Below are 19,073 nucleotides of genomic sequence, written 5' to 3' on the forward strand. Positions count from 1 at the left end.
AGCGGTGACGCGCCGCCGTCCACTCGGCGTGATGGCGGCACTGCCCGATGAACTCGGCGATCTGGTCGCCGCCATGCGCGCGGAAGGTGACGTGCGTACCGTCGCCCATGGGCAGCGCGACTATCACGTCGGCACGGTGCACGGCGCGCCGTGCGTGGTGACGCTCGCGCGCATCGGCAAGGTCGCCGCCGCCGCGACCGTGAGCGCGCTGATTCATGTGTTCGATATCGACGCGGTGGTTTTCACGGGGGTGGCCGGTGGTGTCGGCCGCGACGTGCAGATCGGCGATATCGTGGTCGCGCATACGCTGATGCAGCACGATCTCGACGCGTCGCCGCTCTTTCCGCGCTTCGAAGTGCCCTTGCTCGGCATCTCCCGGTTTGCCGCCGATGCGACGCTCGCCGCGCGACTCGCCGCTGCGTGCGAAGACTTCGTCGAGCGGGAGGGCCGCGCGCTCGCGACGCGCTTCAGTACCGCACCGCCGAGGGTGCATCGCGGTCTCGTGATCAGCGGCGATCAGTTCATTGCAAGCGCGGCGGCGGTCAACGCGTTGCGAGCCGCGCTGCCCGATGCGCTGGCGGTCGAAATGGAAGGCGCGGCGATCGCGCAGGTGTGCTACGAGTACGGCGTGCCTTGTGCGATCGTGCGCACCATTTCCGATACCGCGGATGTGCACGCGCCGGCGTCGTTCTCGACCTTTCTCGTCGAGATCGCCGGCACGTATTCGAGCGGGATCTTGCGGCGCTTTTTGCAGGCACGCGGTTAGACGCGCTAGACGTGCCGTCAGGCGCGTGGCGCCGGCGCGCGTTAGCGTTGCGTCGCCGCCTGGAGCGCGTCGCGAATCTGCTGCAGCGCGGCCGGATCTTCGATAGTCGGCAAATCCCCCGGCTCGCGCCCTTCAGCGAGCGCCGCGATCGCGCGGCGCAGCAGCTTGCCGGAGCGCGTCTTCGGCAGCATCGCGACGACGTGCACGCGCGCCGGCCGCGCAATCGATCCCAACTGCCGGTCGACGATCGCTGTAAGCTCGGCTTCGAGTGCCGCGCGCGCGGCATCCGGCGCATAGCGGTCCGCATCGCGCAGCACAGTGAATGCGACCGCGACCTGTCCCTTCAGCGCATCGTTCACGCCGACCACCGCGACCTCGGCCACCGCCTGGTGGCCCGATAGCGCCTCTTCGATTTCGCGGGTGCCCAGACGATGGCCGGCGACGTTGATCACGTCGTCGGTGCGGCCGAGGATCGTTACATAGCCATCGTCGTCCTGTACGCCCCAGTCGAACGTCGAGTAGACCGGCTGGTTCGGCACGCTCGACCAGTATGTGCTGACAAAACGCGCATCGTCGCCCCATACGGTCGACATACAGCCGGGCGGCAGTGGATACGCAAGCGTCAGCACGCCTTTTTCGCCGGGCGCGCACGGCTCGCCGGTCAGTTCGTCGCGTAGCGTCAGGTTGTAGCCGTACACCGGCACGCCTGGCGAGCCCAGCTTCGGCGTCAGCGCTTCGACACCGCGCTGGATCGCGAGAATCGGCCAGCCGGTTTCCGTTTGCCAGTAGTTGTCGACGACCGGCTTGCCGAGCGATTCCGCGACCCACGCGGCGGTCGGCTCGTCGAGCGGCTCGCCGGCGAGGAAGAGTGTGCGCAGGCTTGACAGGTCGGCGCGTTTCATCAGCGCCGGGTCCTGTTTTTTCAGCACGCGCAGCGCGGTTGGCGCGGTGAACATCAGGTTGATCTGATATTGCTCGACGAGGCGCCACCAGATCCCGCCGTCCGGACGGATCGGCGTGCCTTCGAACATCACCGTGGTCAGGCCCGCGATCAGCGGGGCGTAAATGATGTAGCTGTGTCCGACTACCCAGCCGATGTCGGATGCGGTGAACATCGTGTCGCCGGCCCGGCCTTCGAAGATATAGTCCATCGATGCGGCGAGCGCGACCGCATAGCCGCCGACGTCGCGCTGCACGCCTTTCGGCCGCCCGGTTGTGCCCGACGTGTACAGCACGTACGACGGTTCGTTCGATTCGAGCCATTCGCACGGCACATGCGCATCGAAGAACTGCTCGCGCAGCGGCTCGTAGTCGGTCAGATACGGCGCACTGAATTTTTCCGGCGCAAGCTGACGGTCGATCATCAGCACGCGCGGTGTCTTGTGCGCGGCGCGCGCCAGCGCTTCGTCGATCAGCGGCGCGTAGTCGATCACCTTGCCGCCGCGCGCGCCCGCATCGGCGGTGACGATCAGCACCGGTTTCGCATCGTCGATGCGCGCGGCGAGGTTCGGCGCCGCGAACCCGCCGAACACCACCGAGTGAATCGCACCGAGGCGCGCGCAGGCGAGCATCGCGAACGCCGCTTCGGGAATCATCGGCAGATAGATCAGCACGCGGTCGCCGCGCGCGACACCAAGCGAGCGCATCACCGCGGCCATCCGGTTCACTTCCGCATGCAGTTCCGCGTACGTATAACGGCGCTCGATCCCGGTTTCCGTCGATACATAGATCAGCGCTTGCTGCTGCGCGCGCTGTGCGAGATGGCGATCGACCGCGTTATGGCACAGATTGGTTTGCCCGCCGACAAACCAGCGTGCAAACGGCGGGTTCGAGCGATCAAGCACGGTGTGAAAAGGCGTATGCCAGTGAATGCGCGCGGCCTCGTCGCGCCAGAACGCATCGGGTGCTTCGATCGAACGGCGGTGGAATTCGCGGTAGCGGGTCATCGCGGCGATCCTTCGGGCTGGCGGCCCAAGATCAACGGGGTTCGGGCGAACGGATAGGGCGCTTGCAAACGGTGTGCCCAAGCGGCGTTGCGCACAGTATGGAGCAGCAGTGAACGCGCGGACAACGCGGGTTCACCATGACGGCGTGCGATGAAGCGGTGTTTCCTGAGAAGGGCGCTGTGCGGTGCGGTTACCGCGAGGGTGGTGCTGCGGCGGCCATTCCGGATGACTCGGCGAAAGTTCGGGGCGGCTCGACCGAGAAGCGGCCCGCGTCCCATTCCGCGCGCATCGTATCCACGAAGTCTTGCGGCATGCCCGCCCCTTCGTCGGCCAGCGTCGCCGACATGGCGTCCGCAATACGCTGGATGACGTCCGCCGCGTCTTGCACATGGCAAACATTGCGGCCGAATTCCAGCAGCGCTTCGCGACTGGGGTAGGACACGGACTTGTTCATCTTCAAGGCCATGGTCCGATCGGTATGCTCGACCCCTGTCCTCTGGTTCTCATAGCGGTACACCGTGGTCGTGACCACATCGAATAGCGGTGCCAGGCGCGGTGGCTGCGCGGCATGCGGATGCTCATAAAGCAGCCCGAAGTTCTTCAGGTGAGCGTCTCCATTGCGCACCATGACGGATAGCACGAGGTACTCAAAGAAGCGCGCGCGGCTTTCGTCGGCATGCTGGCCGCAATAGGCGACGATCGCCTTGGCGATATTCTCGTAGCTGCTGCTGTACTTGAAGTTCGGATCGGTGTGATTTTTCCCCATCAGGACGGCCATGTCCTCGAAGCCCAGTTGCAGGTCTTCGTGCACGTCGAAGCGCTCCATCACGAAAAGACTCTGGTCGTCCGAGAGCCAGAACTTCGGGACCCGAATGCCCGCTCGCTTCGCGGCGGTCATGCACAGATACTCGTTGACAGGCAGATGAGGATAGTCGTCTCCGGCGGCCTTAAGAATCAGGCTTGGGGTCGTCGCGGTGGCCTTCTCCTCAACCGCGCCAGCGCTGGGTTTATCCGCGTCCGGAATCATCACTTTCGGCTGGAAGCCCGAAATGCCGGACTCCAGATAAGTGGCCACCAGATGCTCGAACAGTCCCGTGCGACTGCCCGTTCTGAGCAGCATCGCAAGGCCAACTTCCGCTTTCTTGCCGCGCCTTGCCGCGCCGGGTACGGTGTACCTCAGCCGGCCAATCTGGTTGTTACCGGTGATCGCGAGCAGTGCCATGTGATCGAGCGTGACATGCTTGAACGCCCGCTGGATTCGTGCAAGCAGAAATCCTTCCGGCAGGTTCATCGAGAATGCCGGCAACATGGGCGTAGCCGCATACGTCTCCGCCCGCAACGGCATCGTGAGCGAGACTTCCCGGGCAACGTCCTTCGTGGTATAGCCGAAGATGTGACGCGACTCCTTTGTCAAGGTGCCTGCCCTACCCTGCGGCGTGCTTACTAACAGATCGCGCACCCTATTCGTCGTCACTGAACAACTCCGCAAGCTGGTCAAAGTCGGGTCGGGCCGAAACGATGGACAGACCTTTTTCGAGCACCGCCAGAGCCGCAAGAATGTGATGCAGCCCCACGTTCTGGCCGGACTCCAACTGGGTGATCGTAAAACGGGTGAGCCCCGCGTTCTGTGCCACCCGCTGCTGCGTCAGGCCACGGGCCTTGCGCTCACGTCGGAACGCTTTGCCAAAGTCGGCGGCGAGCAGGATCGGAGTGAAGCGCGAACGGACGGTTGCCATGACAGATATATCTAACATTATGGGCGGGATATGGACAAAATGTAGGAAATAACTGTCATGTCGTCAAGCACGAGGGCATCGGTGTGACACAGGAAAATGACTGATATAACCGACATTCCGTCAATTTAGCATTGAAATGTAAGTTATATCAGTCATTGTTGTCGCAATGAAAAAGGGCGCCGCGCGTGCGACGCCCCAACTGCGGCGGTGCAGAGAGCCGTTTCGCTCACGCCTTCGCGTGGTGGCCCTCGATATTCGGCAGGAACACGGTCAGGATGCCGAGCAGCGGCAGGAACGAGCAGACCTTGTACACATAAGCGATGCTGGTCGCGTCCGCGAGCTGGCCGAGCACCGCGGCGCCGACGCCGCCGAGGCCAAATGCGAAGCCGAAAAAGAGCCCCGCGACCATCCCGACCTTGCCCGGAATCAACTCCTGCGCATAGACCAGAATGGCCGAGAAGGCGGACGCGAGCACGATGCCGATCACCACCGTCAGCACGCCGGTCCAGAACAGGTTCGCGTACGGCAACAACAGCGTGAACGGCGCGACGCCGAGAATCGACACCCAGATCACGTACTTGCGGCCGATACGGTCGCCGATCGGGCCGCCGATCACCGTGCCTGCCGCAACCGCCGCAAGGAATACGAACAGATGGATCTGCGCGGCCTGCACCGGCAGATGGAACTTGTCGATCAGATAGAACGTGAAGTAGCTGTTGATGCTTGCCAGATAGAAATATTTCGAGAACACCAGCATCACCAGCACGCTCATCGCGAGTGCGATCTTGCCGCGCGGCAGAGTCGACTGCGCGATACCTGCGCGCGCTTTCTTCGTGGCCGGATGCTGCTTGTACCAGCGGCCCACCTGGGCGAGCACGACGATGCCGACCAGCGCTGCGACCGAGAACCACGCGATGCTGCGCTGGCCGTGCGGAATCACGATCAGCGCGGCGAGCAGCGGCCCAAGTGACGTGCCGGCATTGCCGCCCACCTGGAACAGCGACTGCGCGAGCCCGTGACGGCCGCCGGACGCCATCCGCGCGACACGCGACGATTCCGGATGAAAGACCGACGAGCCACAGCCGACCAGCGCCGCCGCGACCAGCAGCACACCGAAGCTCGGTGCGACCGACATCAGCAGCAGGCCGGCGAGCGTGAAGCCCATGCCGACCGGCAGCGAATACGGCTTCGGATGCTTGTCGGTGTAGATGCCGATCAGCGGTTGCAGCAGCGATGCGGTGATCTGATAGGTCAACGTGATCAGGCCGATCTGCGCAAACGACAATGCGAAGTTCGACTTCAGCATCGGATAGATCGCGAGGATCAACGACTGGATCATGTCGTTCATCAGGTGCGAGAAGCTGATCGCGCCGAGGATCGAATAGACGGTGTGCGGCACCCTGACCACGCTGGCGGCGGATGCGCTGGCGAGGGGGCGTTTGTCGAGGCTCGTTTCCATTGGATTGCTGGGGTTGGGGTGGTGGGTGGAACGCCTTTCGCGAAGCTTGCCAATCAGGGCCGCCGATCGCGCAATGCAGAGAGCAGGAAACCGGATGCAGGTGAGGCGAAGGATCGTATGCGATGGATTGTAATGTGGCGAGAGTCAGTTGTTCTGCCAACTTTTATCGTGAATCGGACATCCATCGAGCACCGGCGACGGGAATTTAGCGTCGCTTTGCACCGCTGCGCGGCTGACCGCGCGATTTTGTCTGTGTATAACTCCGGTCGCGCGGCTCAAGAGGCCGCGTGCGGGTACGACGGTGGCACGGCCAATCTAAAGAACGCCGCCACTCTTGCCGTTGACCTGTAATGAGTTGAAAGGCTGCCGGATCGAACCGTTCCGGCGGTCGACACGGGGAAAACCTATGAAGACAGTGATGCCGGGGGATCGGCCAGACGCCATGCCTGCATCGGCAGGCAACGGAGCAGGGGGACTATCGACACGTCGCGCGCAAAACGCATCGAGTGCGTCAGGCACCGCGGCGGCGGCCGCGCGCCGCGCCGGGCTGTCCGTCAAAGCGACGCTGCGGCTGGCATTCGCTGTGCTGCTGATCGGCACGCTCGCCATCGGCGTGTTTTCGCTCACGCAGATCAGCCGCCTGAACGGCTCGACGCAATCGATCTACGAGCAGGGTTACGTTGCGAACCGCGCGGCAGAGGAGGCGCGCGGCGAGATGCTGCGCGCAAGCCGCGCGCAGAAGATGCTGCTGACCGCGACCACGGCGAAGGAGCGCGAGGAACTCGGCGCGGATATCGACAAGGGGCTCGCCGCGCTGAACACGGAGCTGAAAACGTTGCAGCAGTACGCGACCACGTCCGAAGCCGCCGACCAGCAGAAAAAGTTCTCGGCGGCGGTGGCCGCGTGGAGCGGGCACCTGCGCGATTTCGTCAAGCTCGTGCAGGCGCAGCCGCTGGACCTGTCGCAGATGAACTGGCAGGTCGGTACGCAGGACGTGTCGCTGCTCGTCGAAACGGGCAAACTCGAGAAACTCGTCGACGGACTCGTCGCGCAGCAGGGCGCCGCCGCGAAGTCGACCATCGATGCGTCCGCCTTCATCTTCCGCTCGTCGTTCGTGATGATCGCCGCCGCGACGCTCGCGCTGATCGTGCTGGTGTTTGTGATCAGCGAATGGGTCGTGCGGCGCCTTGCCCGGCAACTGGGCGGCGAGCCGGTCTATGCGAAGGAAATTGCGAGCCGCATCGCCGCCGGCGACCTGTCCAACACGATTGCGCTCGGCAAGCGCGACACGTCGAGCATGCTGTCCGCGCTGTCCGACATGCAGAGCGGCCTGTCGACGACGGTCGCCGACATCGCCGCGAGCGCGGAGGCGATCGCGTCCGCGTCCAGTGAAATCTCGATGGGCAACCTCGACCTGTCGCAGCGCACCGAGCAGCAGGCGATGGCGCTCGAGCGCACCGCGAGCAGCATGGAGCAGCTGACGTCGACCGTGCGGCAGAACGCCGACAACGCGAGGCAGGCGCGCACGCTCGCGGACAACGCATCGGCGATCGCGGAGCAGGGCGGCGACGTGGTCGGCCGCGTGGTCGCGACGATGAACGAGATCAATGACAGCGCGAAAAGTATCGGCGACATCATCGGCGTGATTGAAGGGATCGCGTTCCAGACCAACATCCTCGCGTTGAACGCAGCCGTTGAGGCCGCCCGCGCGGGCGAGGAAGGCCGCGGCTTCTCGGTGGTCGCGGGCGAAGTGCGTAACCTCGCGCAGCGCAGCGCATCCGCCGCGAAGGAAATCAAGGCGCTGATCAGCGCGTCGGTCGAGCGCGCCGGCAACGGCTCGCAGCTCGCGCAGGGCGCCGGGCAGACGATGGACGAAGTCGTCAAGGCGGTTAAACGCGTCACCGACATCATGGGCGAGATTTCCGCCGCGTCCGCCGAGCAGAGCTCGGGCATCGAAGAAATCAATCTCGCGGTGTCGCAGATGGATGCGGGCACGCAGCAGAATGCGGCGCTCGTCGAACAGGCGACGGCGGCCGCGAAGTCGCTCGACGATCAGGCGCGCTCGCTGAAAGAGATGGTCGGCAGGTTCAGGCTCCATTGAAGGCGCGTTGACGGGCGCCGGCAACGGTGTCCGCTTACGCTTTGCACGCGCTTCGCGTGGCGCGCCATCACGTCGGGCACGCTCCCCGTGTAATGTCGTGTGATGCCGCGTACGCAAGCGCGGCCGGCACGCTTCGCCTACGATGTAGGACGGTTGCCCGGCGCGGCTCTTCAGGTTCCTGTTTACACGCCGGGTGTTGTCAGTCGAGGCGTGGCGACGCGGTAAGCGTCGGCCGAACGGAGCGGATCATGGCGGGAAACGAAAACGGAAGCGCACGCGCAACGAAGCTTGCGTGGGTCGTGGGTGTCGGCGCATTGCACGGTACGGGCGCGGCGGTCGCGCAGCGCTTCGCGAAGGAGGGACTGACCACGGTGGTCACCGGCCGCTCGCCGGAACGGCTCGCCGAGGTCGTGCGCGCCATCGAGGCGGCCGGTGGCGCGGCACTGGCCGCACCCGGCGACGTGACGAACGAGCGCGATCTGATCGATATCCTCGCGCGCATCGACAGCATCGGCTCACTCGAAGCCGGCGTGTACAACGCCGGCAACGCGCGCTGGGCGCCGACGCTCGAGCTCGACAGCACAACCTTCGAGGACGCGTGGCGCGTCTGCTGCTTTGGCGGGTTTGTGTTTGGTCGCGAAGTGGCCCGCTCGATGCTCACGCGCGGCCGCGGCACGATTCTCTTTACCGGAGCGACCGCCTCGCTGCGGGGCCGGCCGCAGTTCGCCGCGTTTGCCGCCGCGAAGGCCGGTTTGCGGATGGTGAGCCAGACGCTCGCTCGCGAGCTTCAGCCGCAAGGTATTCATGTCGCTCACGTGGTGATCGACGGCTCGATTCACGGCGAGAAAATATTGACGCGCGTGCCTGAACTCGTCGACAGGAAGGGACCCGACGGCCTGCTGGACATCGATGCGATTGCCGATGCGTACTGGTATCTGCATCAACAGCATCGCTCCGCGTGGACGCATGAGCTCGATTTGCGGCCGTTCGCGGAGAGCTTCTGACGGGACGCGTTTCGTCTGCGTGTCACCGTTTTTGCGTGGCTTCGACGCGCGTCGCCCAGGCCGGAATCGCCGCCCTATAAAACGCGTCGAGCGAACGGTGCGCACCAGCAGCCAGATCGAGCCCCAGATGGCGAGCGGCCGCCTGCAGCGCGTCAAGCGGCTGGCTTGCGTCGAGCGGGTGCGCGCCGGTCTGCTTGCTGAGCTTCTCGCCCTGTTCATTGACGACCACCGGTACATGCAGATACGACGGCGTTGGCATGCCGAGACAGCGCTGCAGATAAATCTGTCGCGCGGTTGAATCGAGCAGATCCGCGCCGCGCACGATGTGCGTGATGCCGGCCTCGGCATCGTCGACCACCACCGCGAGTTGATACGCCCATTGGCCGTCCGCGCGATACAGCACGAAGTCGCCGACTTCGGTCGCGAGATTCTGGCTTTGCGGGCCTTGCCAGCGGTCGTCGAAGTGGATCACGGCGGGGTTGTCTGTTGGGCTCGCACTTGCGTTTGCGTTGCTGCTATCCGGCACGCGCAGACGCCATGCACGCGGCGCTTTCCCGTGCAGACCGCTGCGGCAGGTGCCCGGATAAGCGAGCGTCGTGTGCCGCGCATGGGCGCGCACCAGCGAATCGGCGATTTCCTTGCGGGTGCAACTGCACGGATAGGCGAGACCGACCGCCTGCAACTGCGCGAACGCGCGCTCGTAGTGCGCGGTGCGGCGGCTTTGCCAGACCGGCGGTTCGTCCGCGCGCATGCCGAACCGTTCCAGCGTCGCGAGGATGTCTTCGGCGGCGCCGCGCACGGTCCGCGGCCCGTCGATATCTTCGATGCGCGCGAGCCAGCCGCCATGGTGCGCGCGTGCATCGAGCCAGCTGGCGAGCGCGCTAACCAGCGAGCCGAAATGCAGCGGACCCGTAGGCGACGGCGCGAAGCGTCCGCGATAGAGGGACTCGGTCACATCACGCGGCGCGTGCGCCGTCGCGCTGCGGATGGCAGGCGGCGCAGGTTTTGCCCGGCACGTAGAACGGCGACTGCTGGCCTTCTGGCGTGATGACCGCGCGACAGCCGAAGCACTGCACAGTGGCAGTCGGCGCGAGCGACGGATCGAGCGCCGTGCGGTAGTCGAATACGAAACACTCGCCGTGGTAATGCGCGCCGCCGACTTCCTCGAAGTACTTCAGAATGCCGCCTTCGAGCTGATAGACGTGGTCGATGCCGACGTCCTTCATATGGATGGCGGCCTTCTCGCAGCGAATGCCGCCGGTGCAGAACGACACGACCGTCTTGCCCTCGAGGTCGGCGCGATGCTGTTCGATCGCGTCAGGAAACTCGCTGAACTTGCTGATGCGGTAGTCCACCGCATCGGCGAAGGTGCCGACATCGACCTCGAATGCGTTGCGCGTATCGAGCATCACGACCGGTCGCCCGGCGTCGTCATGGCCGCGATCGAGCCAGCCCTTCAGCGTGCGCGCATCGACCGACGGCGCGCGGCCGAGCTCCGGACGGATCGCCGGCTTTTTCATCGTGATGATTTCGCGCTTGAGTTTCACGAGCATCCGGCGAAACGGCTGCGTGGCCGATACGCTTTCCTTGAACTGCAGACTCGCGAACCGGCTTTCGAAGAGCGGATCGTGACGGATGTAGTCGATAAACGCACGCACGCTGTCGTGGGCGCCCGCGATAAACAGATTGATGCCCTCCGGCGCGAGCAGGATGGTGCCGCGCAGGCCGAGCGCATCGCAACGCGCCTTGACGAGCGGACGCCATTGCGCGATCGCGTCGAGCGTCGCGAACTGGTAGGCGGAAAGGTTGAGAATGCTCATGGTGATTCAGCGATCGGCAAACACAGCCGCAGCAGACAAACTCGTATTATCCCTCATCCCGCGCGCGCACCGGCGGCCTGCGGGTTATCCGCGCGATCAGGCTTTGGCCGGTGTGCGTGGGTCATCCCGCGCTGACCATTTTGCCGGCCATTCGGCCTATAACGAACGGCCTATTGCGCGGGGGCGCGAGTTACAATACCGCCCATGTCAGATCCCCGCTTCGTTCATCTTCGCGTCCACTCGGAGTTCTCGATTGCCGACGGCATCGTGCGCCTCGACGACGTCGTCGCCGCCGCGGCCAAAGACGGTCAGGGCGCGCTTGCACTCACCGACCTCGGCAATGCATTCGGTCTCGTCCGTTTCTACAAGGAAGCGCGCGGCAAAGGGGTCAAACCCATCGCCGGCTGCGACGTGTGGATCACGAATCCGGCGGATCGTGACAAGCCGTCGCGACTGCTGCTGCTCGTCAAGAACCGGCGCGGTTATCTGAACCTGTGCGAATTGCTGACGAAGGCGTGGCTCACGAACCAGTATCGCGGCCGGGCGGAAGTGCAGGCCGAGTGGCTCGAAGAGGGGCTCGCCGAAGGGTTGCTCGCGCTGTCCGGCGCGCAGCAGGGCGATATCGGCATCGCATTCGCGGCCGGTAATAACGATGCGGCGACGCGGCATGCCGAGCGGTGGGCACGCATCTTCCCGAACGGTTTCTATATCGAGCTGCAGCGTTGCGCACAGCCGGGCGGCGAAGCCTATGTGCAGCAGGCGGTCGCGCTCGCGGCCGCGCTCAGGCTGCCGGTCGTCGCGACGCATCCGCTGCAATACATGACGGCGGACGATTTCACCGCGCACGAAGCGCGCGTCTGCATTTCGGAAGGCGACATCCTCGCCAACCCGCGGCGCCAGAAGCGCTTCACGACCGAGCAGCACTTTCGCACGCAAGATGACATGCTCGCGCTGTTCGCGGACCTTACGTCGGCACTGGCGAACACCGTCGAGATCGCGAAGCGCTGCAATCTGACGCTCGAACTCGGCAAACCGAAGCTGCCGCTGTTTCCGACGCCGGACGGCATGTCGCTCGACGACTACCTCGTGCAGTTGTCGAAGGACGGGCTCGAGAAGCGGCTCGAGCAGCTCTATCCGGATGAGGCCGCGCGCGCGGCGCAGCGCGACACGTACTACCAGCGCCTCGATTTCGAATGCGGCACGATCATCAAGATGGGCTTTCCGGGCTACTTCCTGATCGTCGCGGACTTTATCAACTGGGCGAAGAGCAATGGCGTGCCGGTGGGGCCGGGCCGCGGTTCCGGCGCCGGCTCGCTGGTCGCGTACGCGCTCGGCATCACCGACCTTGATCCGCTGCGCTACAACCTGCTGTTCGAACGCTTCCTGAATCCGGAGCGCGTGTCGATGCCCGACTTCGACATCGACTTTTGCCAGGAAGGTCGCGATCGCGTCATCCAGTATGTGAAGGGCAAATACGGCGCCGATGCGGTGTCGCAAATCGCCACGTTCGGCACGATGGCCGCGAAGGCCGCGGTGCGCGATATCGGCCGCGTACTCGATCTCGGCTACACGTTCACCGACGGCGTCGCGAAGCTGATTCCATTCAAGCCCGGCAAGCACGTGACGATTGCCGACGCGATGAAGGAGGAGCCGCTGTTGCAGGAGCGCTTCGATAACGAAGACGAAGTGCATCAGCTGCTCGAACTCGCGCAGCGCGTCGAGGGATTGACGCGCAACGTCGGCATGCACGCGGGCGGCGTGCTGATCGCACCCGGCAAGCTCACCGATTTTTGCCCGCTGTACACGCAAGGCGACGAAGGCGGTGTGGTCAGCCAGTACGACAAGGACGACGTCGAAGCGGTCGGCCTCGTCAAGTTCGACTTTCTTGGCCTGACCACGCTGACCATTCTCGACTGGGCCGAGCGTTATATCCGCCGGCTCGATCCGTCGAAGGAGAACTGGTCGCTCGCGCAGGTGCCGCTTGACGACCCGGCGTCGTTCACGATTCTGAAGAAGGCGAACACCGTCGCCGTATTCCAGCTGGAAAGCCGCGGCATGCAAGGCATGCTCAAGGATGCGCAGCCGGACCGCTTCGAGGACATCATCGCGCTCGTTGCGCTGTATCGCCCGGGGCCGATGGATCTGATCCCGAGCTTCTGCGCGCGCAAGCACGGCCGCGAAACGGTTGAGTATCCGGATCCGCGTGTGGAGCCTGTTCTGAAAGAGACCTACGGGATCATGGTCTACCAGGAGCAGGTGATGCAGATGGCGCAGATCATCGGCGGCTATTCGCTGGGCGGCGCCGACCTGCTGCGTCGCGCGATGGGCAAGAAAAAGCCCGAGGAAATGGCGCAGCATCGCGAGATCTTCGCCGAGGGCGCCGCGAAGAACGGCCTGACGCGCGTGAAGTCCGACGAGATCTTCGACCTGATGGAGAAGTTCGCGGGCTACGGCTTCAACAAGTCGCACGCGGCCGCGTATGCGCTGCTCGCGTACTACACCGCATGGCTGAAGGCGCATCATCCGGCCGAATTCATGGCGGCCAACATGTCGCTCGCGATGGACGACACGGACAAGGTGAAAATCCTGTTCGAAGACTGCATCGTGAACAAAATGGCGGTGCTACCGCCCGATATCAATCAGTCCGCGTACCGCTTCGAGCCGGTCGCTGAAGCGGATGGCAAGCGCTCACGGACGATCCGCTACGGTCTCGGCGCAATCAAGGGCAGCGGCCAGAACGCGATTGAAGAAATCTTGCGGGCGCGCGAGGACGGACCGTTCACCGATCTGTTCGATTTCTGCCAGCGCATTGACCGCCGCATGGTGAATCGCCGCACCATCGAAGCGCTGATTCGCGCGGGTGCGTTCGATATGCTGCATGCGAATCGCGCGCAGCTGCTCGCGTCGGTGTCGCTCGCGATGGAAGCGGCCGATCAGGCGAGCGCGAACGCGATGCAGGCGGGCCTCTTTGACATGGGCGACGACGCGCCGTCGCAAGGCCATGAACTGGTCGATGAAGCGGCGTGGCCCGACAAGCGGCGGCTGCAGGAAGAAAAGAGCGCGCTGGGCTTCTATCTGTCCGGACACCTGTTCGACGCGTACAAGGACGAGGTGCGCCGCTTCGTGCGGCAGAAGATCGGCGAGCTGAAGGAAGGACGCGACCGGCTGGTCGCCGGTGTGATCTCGTCGCTGCGCACCCAGATGACCCAGCGCGGCAAGATGCTGATCGCGCTGCTCGACGACGGCACCGGCCAGTGTGAAGTGACGATCTTCAACGAGCAGTTCGAGGCGAACAAACAGCTTTTCAAGGAGGACGAATTGCTGGTTGTGCAGGGGCAGGCGCGCAACGATGCGTTTACCGGCGGGATTCGCTTCACGGTCGATACGCCGATGGATCTCGGCCGCGCGCGCAGCCGTTATGCGCAGGCGGTGAAGGTGCAGATGAATGGCAACGCGGATGCGCACGCGTTGCGGCGCGTGCTCGAAGCGTACAGCGCGGCCGCTGAGGCGGCGCAACGCGCGGCTGACGCGCCGCCGGCCGCCGCAAATGGGCGCGGCGGTCATGGCGGCGGCCGTGGCGGCAGCGGCGGCGGTTATGATGGTGGCCGCGGGCAGCGTGCGTCCGCACCGGCGCCGAACGGGCTCGCGGTGCAGATCGTCTATCGCAGCGAACATGCTGAAGGCGAAGTGCGTCTCGGCGACGCGTGGCGTGTGAAACCGACCGACGAACTGCTGGCCGCGCTGCGCGGCGAATTCGCGGGCAGTTCGATCGAAATCGTCTACTGACGCGCTCGCTCACGGGTGACGCGTGACGCGTGACGCGAGGCCGGCGCGCAGGCTGACCGCATCGATGTACCGCTACCGCGTGGCGGGCGAACGTGTGTGGGACGACGCGCCCGACTACTTGCGCGGCGGCTGCGTACCGAGATGCGCGAGCTTCAGAAACCGGTAGTACACCGTCGCCGCGTTGAACACGGCGATCATGAATCCGGCGCGGCCATCGAGAAATCCGCGCCGCAGCACATAGGTCCGCACAAACGCCCATGCGCCGCGCGCGAGCGCCTTGCCGAAGCTGCCGCGCTGTCCTGCCGCATGGCGTTGCCGTGCGCCGGCCGTCGAATACGCGTCGAGCTTGCGCAGGACGGTCTCGAAGTCTTCGTACGAGTAGTGCAGCAGCTTGCCCGACAGGCGTTCGACGGGCGTGTCGAAGACCAGCCGCTCGTGCACGAGATCGGCGGAAAAACGCGCACTGTCGCGCTTGAAGAGCCGCGGAATCCAGTCCGGATACCAGCCGCTGTGGCGAATCCAGTGACCGCAGAACGCGGACAGCCGGTCGAGTGCGTAGACGTCCGCACGCGGCGTCGCGATGGCCGTCGCAATCGACACCGCGAGCTCCGGCGTCACGATTTCGTCGGCATCGATCGACAGCACCCAATGGGTCGACAAGGCGTCGAGCGCGCGGTTCTTTTGCGGGCCGAAGCCAGGCCAGTCGGTATCGATCAGCACCCTTGCACCGTGCGCCTGCGCGATCTGAACGGTCGCATCGGTGCTGCCGCCATCGATCACGACGATATCATCGGCGAACGCGACCGACCGCAGGCATTCGGCGAGTCGCGCAGCGGCGTTTTTTGTGATGATCGCGACACCGAGGGTGGGTTCGTTCATGCGTGTGATGGGTGGGGTTGGCCCGGGTGGGTCCGCTCAGTGGGTCCGCTCAGTGGGCTTGCCAGGTGGGCCGGCTTGTTGAACCTGCCATTGCCCGCGGCGTCGCGCAAGTATACACAGCACGGCGATGCACAACCCGCTGTCAGCCTCGCGAAATCGGGAACGGAGTGGCCGACCCCGCGCGGTTTACAATGCTGTTTTTCTTTGCTGGCCGGCGCATCTGCAGCATCGCACCGGTCCGCCCATTCTGAGGAAGTCTTGAGCGCAAAGCCTACGTTAAGCAAACCGATCGGATCCGGTCAGGCGTCGTCCGCCGTGATCGTCTGGCGCCGGCTCTGGCCGTACCTGAAGCCGCTCTTCTGGGTGCTGGTCGGGGCGATCGCCGCGATGGCCGCCAGCGCCGCCACCGATGCCGCGATCCCGGCATTGCTCAAACCGCTTCTCGACCATGGTTTCGGCGCGCACGGCAGCGAGCGCGCGAAGTGGTTCGTGCCGATCGCGGTGATCGGCCTTGCGGTCGTGCGCAGTACGTCGCAGTACGCATCCGGCTATCTGCTCGCGTATGTGTCGAACCGCGTGCTGCTCGACCTGCGGCTCAAGATGTTCAACCGCATGATTCACACGAGCGTCGCGTTCTTTCAGCGCGAGACGGCGAGCACGGTGATTAACGCGATCGTGTTCGAAGTGAACCAGATCCTGAACGTGTTGCTCGGCGTGCTGGTCACGCTCGTGCGCGACTCGCTGACGGTGCTGTTCCTGCTCGGCTATCTGTTCTATCTGAACTGGCGCCTCACGCTGATCGTCGCGGTGCTGCTGCCGACCATCGGCTGGCTGGTCGGCAAGATCAATCGTCGGCTGCGGCGCCTGAACCGCGAGCATCAGCTGCTCACCAATGAACTGTCGTACATCGTCGAAGAGACGGTCGGCGGTTACAAGGTAGTTAAGGTGCACAACGGCGAACAATACGAGATCGACCGTTTCACCGAAATGAGCAAACGCCTGCGCGGCTATTCGATGCGGATGCAGGTGTCCGGCGGCCTCGCGCAGCCGCTCACGCAATTCCTCGCGTCGATCGCGCTCGCGGTGGTGGTGACGATCGCGGTCGTGCAATCGACGGCCGATCAGACGACGGTCGGCGGCTTCGTCGCCTTCGTGACGTCGATGTTGCTGATCATCTCGCCGCTGAAGCATCTGATGGACGTCAACCAGCCGCTGCAGCGCGGGATGACCGCGGCGGAACTGATTTTCGGCTTGATCGACGAGCCGCCCGAGGCCGCCGGCGGCGGCCTGCCGCTCGAACGCGCGAGCGGCGAGATCGAATTCCGTGATGTGTCGTTCGCGTACGGCTCGAGCGGGCCGATGCAGCGCCAGACGCTCGAGCACGTGTCATTCAAGGTCGCGCCGGGCGAGATGATCGCGCTCGCGGGTCCGTCGGGCAGCGGCAAGACGACCCTCGTGAACCTGCTGCCGCGCTTTTTCGATCCGTCCGGCGGCGAGATCCTGGTCGACGGCGTCGCGCTGCCCGAATACGGCATTCACGCGCTGCGCAGCCAGATCGCGATGGTGAGCCAGGACGTCGTGCTCTTTAACGACACGATTGCGCATAACGTCGCGTATGGGCAGACGCCCGAACGTGACAAGGTCGTGTCGGCGCTGCGTGCGGCCAACCTGTGGGATACCGTCGAAGCGATGCCCAACGGCATCGATACGCTGACCGGCGATAACGGGATGATGCTCTCCGGCGGCCAGCGCCAGCGTCTCGCGATCGCGCGTGCGATCTACAAGAATGCACCGATCCTGATCCTCGACGAAGCGACCTCGGCACTCGATTCGGAATCCGAGCGCCATGTGCAGGCGGCGCTCGAAACGCTGATGAAGGGCCGCACGACGCTCGTGATCGCGCACCGGCTGTCGACGATCGAGCGCGCGGACCGGATTCTCGTGATGGAAGCAGGGTGCATCGTCGAGCGCGGCACGCACCGTGAACTATTGCTGCACAACGGGCTGTACGCGCATCTGCATCGCATCCAGTTCCAGCAGAATGCGGCGTAATCCGAACGGCGGCCCAACGGTGAACCGCACGGTGCCCGGTCCGTGCCCCAGCCTGCTCGCGCGAACATGAAAATCGGCATCTCCAGTAACGCGTTGAAACATAGCGGCGGACTCGAGCGCTACGCGATGGATCTCGTGCGCGGCCTGGCCGCGGCGGGCGTCACGCCGGCTTTCTTCGCGCGCCGTTTCGACCGGTCGTTGCCGGAAGTGTCGATGGTGGAAGCGCACCGGATCAACGTGTCGTTCCTGCCAGGCAAGCTGCGCGACGGCTGGTTCGCGCGCCGGCTACGCGCGGCGCGGCGCGCGGCGGGGGTCGACGTGCTGATCGGCTGCAACCGCGTCGATTCGTCGGAGATCGCGATATGCGGCGGCACGCACCTGGGCTTTCTGCGCGCGACGGGCAAGCGGCGCAAGCGTTCAGACGTGCGTCAGATTGCGCTCGAAGGCCGTCAGTATGACAACGCGCAGTTGATCGTCGCGCATTCGCAGTTAATGCGCGACGAACTGCGCGAGTTGTATCGCGTCCCGGACTCGAAAATCGAAGTGCTCTATCCGCCGGTCGACGATGCGCGATTCTCGCCAGTCGGTCTGGCCGAGCGCGCGGCGTTGCGTCGCCAGTTCGGATTCGCCGACCATGAGATCGTGCTGCTGTTTCCATCGAGCAGTCACGAACGCAAGGGCTTGCCGCTGATCGAAGCCGCGCTGCAAGAACTCGACGCATCGCTCGTGCTGGCGGTCGCCGGGCGTCCGCCGGAAAGCACGCACGCGCGGGTCCGCTATATCGGTTACGTGAAAGATATCGAAGACTGCTACCGCGCCGCGGACTATACGATTCTCGCGTCGAAGTACGAGCCGTTCGGTCTGGTTGGCATCGAATCGGTGATGTGCGGCACGCCGGTCATCTTCCCGGCCACGCTCGGCTGCTGTGTGGCAATTGCATCGCACGCGAAACACGTGTTCGCGGCCGACGACGTCGCGGACCTGCGCGCGACGCTCGCGCGCGTCGTACTGCAGCGTGCACAAGTGCCTGAATCGAGGTCGGTGACACCTGTGGAGTTGGCGCGCGGCGCCGTGCTGTACGACGCGCGCGTCGCCAGTCATGTCGACGCATTGCTGCGCGCAGCGCAGCGCATTGCCGGGCGCCCATAGGCCACGCCAGGCCGCTTACCACAAGCCGTTGCGCGGCGCGAGGCCAGACGAACCCCGAGGCTCTCCGAGTCGTTCGCGAGCGAGGTCGCATGTTATGATCGGCCGTTCGAGTTTCGGTCCGAGTTCCAGTCTGTCGTCCGGTGAATGTCGGCGATCAGATTACGGCGGTATTCACGTTGCGATTCGATGTTGCGATTCGATGTTGCGATTTCGCTTCGCTTCCAGAGCCGATGGGCAAGCCGGGGCGTCGAAGCTCACTGTAAAAGTGTGCCGACTTTTTGGGATATACCCCGGTCGCGAGGCGCGTGAGGCGATCGTTAAGAATGAAACCGCTGGAGAAGTTGAGCAGGGGAATGCGGCTTCTTGCCGGATAAC

The 19,073-nt window shown here is 64.5% G+C and carries 13 protein-coding genes; 6 read left to right on the forward strand and 7 right to left on the reverse strand.

What is annotated here, in order from left to right; genetic code table 11:
- The first annotated feature begins 31 nt into the window (after positions 1-31).
- Positions 32-766 carry a 5'-methylthioadenosine/adenosylhomocysteine nucleosidase gene (locus tag HV796_RS10620; RefSeq protein WP_246355800.1) on the forward strand — a complete coding sequence of 245 codons (735 nt, stop codon included), beginning with the start codon at positions 32-34 and terminating at the stop codon, positions 764-766.
- Positions 767-807: 41 nt separating this feature from the next.
- Here HV796_RS10620 and HV796_RS10625 read toward each other — a convergent pair whose 3' ends face one another.
- The 4 genes from HV796_RS10625 to HV796_RS10640 form a co-directional block, all read right to left on the reverse strand.
- Positions 808-2,712, reverse strand: coding sequence for a propionate--CoA ligase (locus HV796_RS10625; RefSeq protein ID WP_175226418.1), 1,905 nt, complete (start codon positions 2,710-2,712; stop codon positions 808-810).
- Between the two features lie 190 nt (positions 2,713-2,902).
- Positions 2,903-4,186, reverse strand: a complete 1,284-nt coding sequence (locus HV796_RS10630; RefSeq protein WP_175226419.1) for a type II toxin-antitoxin system HipA family toxin — start codon at positions 4,184-4,186, stop codon at positions 2,903-2,905.
- The gene (locus HV796_RS10635; protein ID WP_175226420.1) at positions 4,173-4,448 is read right to left on the reverse strand and encodes a helix-turn-helix domain-containing protein; all 276 of its coding nucleotides are present in this window, start codon (positions 4,446-4,448) and stop codon (positions 4,173-4,175) included. Before HV796_RS10635 ends, HV796_RS10630 begins: the two co-directional genes overlap by 14 nt.
- A 226-nt stretch (positions 4,449-4,674) precedes the next feature.
- Positions 4,675-5,907 (reverse strand): MFS transporter, encoded by a 1,233-nt coding sequence (locus HV796_RS10640; protein WP_175226421.1) that lies wholly within the window; start codon positions 5,905-5,907, stop codon positions 4,675-4,677.
- Positions 5,908-6,313: 406 nt separating this feature from the next.
- Here HV796_RS10640 and HV796_RS10645 point away from each other — a divergent pair, with 406 nt between their 5' ends.
- Together HV796_RS10645 and HV796_RS10650 are read left to right on the forward strand one after the other, a co-directional pair.
- Positions 6,314-8,008, forward strand: coding sequence for a methyl-accepting chemotaxis protein (locus HV796_RS10645; protein ID WP_246355792.1), 1,695 nt, complete (start codon positions 6,314-6,316; stop codon positions 8,006-8,008).
- 248 nt (positions 8,009-8,256) lie between these two features.
- On the forward strand, positions 8,257-9,012 hold the full coding sequence (locus tag HV796_RS10650; RefSeq protein ID WP_175226423.1) for an SDR family NAD(P)-dependent oxidoreductase: 756 nt from the start codon (positions 8,257-8,259) through the stop codon (positions 9,010-9,012).
- Between the two features lie 22 nt (positions 9,013-9,034).
- Here the strand turns inward: HV796_RS10650 and gluQRS are convergent, their stop codons facing one another.
- Both gluQRS and HV796_RS10660 read right to left on the reverse strand, forming a co-directional pair.
- Positions 9,035-9,967: a tRNA glutamyl-Q(34) synthetase GluQRS gene (gluQRS, locus tag HV796_RS10655; protein WP_175226424.1), complete on the reverse strand. Its 933-nt coding sequence runs from the start codon at positions 9,965-9,967 to the stop codon at positions 9,035-9,037.
- Between the two features lies 1 nt (position 9,968).
- Entirely contained in the window at positions 9,969-10,832 is an 864-nt protein-coding gene (locus tag HV796_RS10660) for a sulfurtransferase (RefSeq protein ID WP_175226425.1), read from the reverse strand.
- Positions 10,833-11,027: 195 nt separating this feature from the next.
- Here HV796_RS10660 and dnaE point away from each other — a divergent pair, with 195 nt between their 5' ends.
- On the forward strand, positions 11,028-14,618 hold the full coding sequence (gene dnaE, locus HV796_RS10665) for a DNA polymerase III subunit alpha (RefSeq protein WP_175226470.1): 3,591 nt from the start codon (positions 11,028-11,030) through the stop codon (positions 14,616-14,618).
- A gap of 114 nt (positions 14,619-14,732) precedes the next feature.
- On the opposite strand, the gene HV796_RS10670 is transcribed toward dnaE, so the two are convergent.
- Positions 14,733-15,497, reverse strand: coding sequence for a glycosyltransferase family 2 protein (locus HV796_RS10670; RefSeq protein WP_175226426.1), 765 nt, complete (start codon positions 15,495-15,497; stop codon positions 14,733-14,735).
- 258 nt (positions 15,498-15,755) lie between these two features.
- Here HV796_RS10670 and msbA point away from each other — a divergent pair, with 258 nt between their 5' ends.
- Positions 15,756-17,549, forward strand: coding sequence for a lipid A export permease/ATP-binding protein MsbA (msbA, locus tag HV796_RS10675; RefSeq protein WP_175226427.1), 1,794 nt, complete (start codon positions 15,756-15,758; stop codon positions 17,547-17,549).
- A gap of 66 nt (positions 17,550-17,615) precedes the next feature.
- Positions 17,616-18,698: a glycosyltransferase family 4 protein gene (locus HV796_RS10680; RefSeq protein WP_175226428.1), complete on the forward strand. Its 1,083-nt coding sequence runs from the start codon at positions 17,616-17,618 to the stop codon at positions 18,696-18,698.
- The last annotated feature ends 375 nt before the right edge of the window (positions 18,699-19,073 follow it).

The organism is Paraburkholderia humisilvae, from assembly GCF_902859855.1.
Taxonomy (GTDB): domain Bacteria; phylum Pseudomonadota; class Gammaproteobacteria; order Burkholderiales; family Burkholderiaceae; genus Paraburkholderia; species Paraburkholderia humisilvae.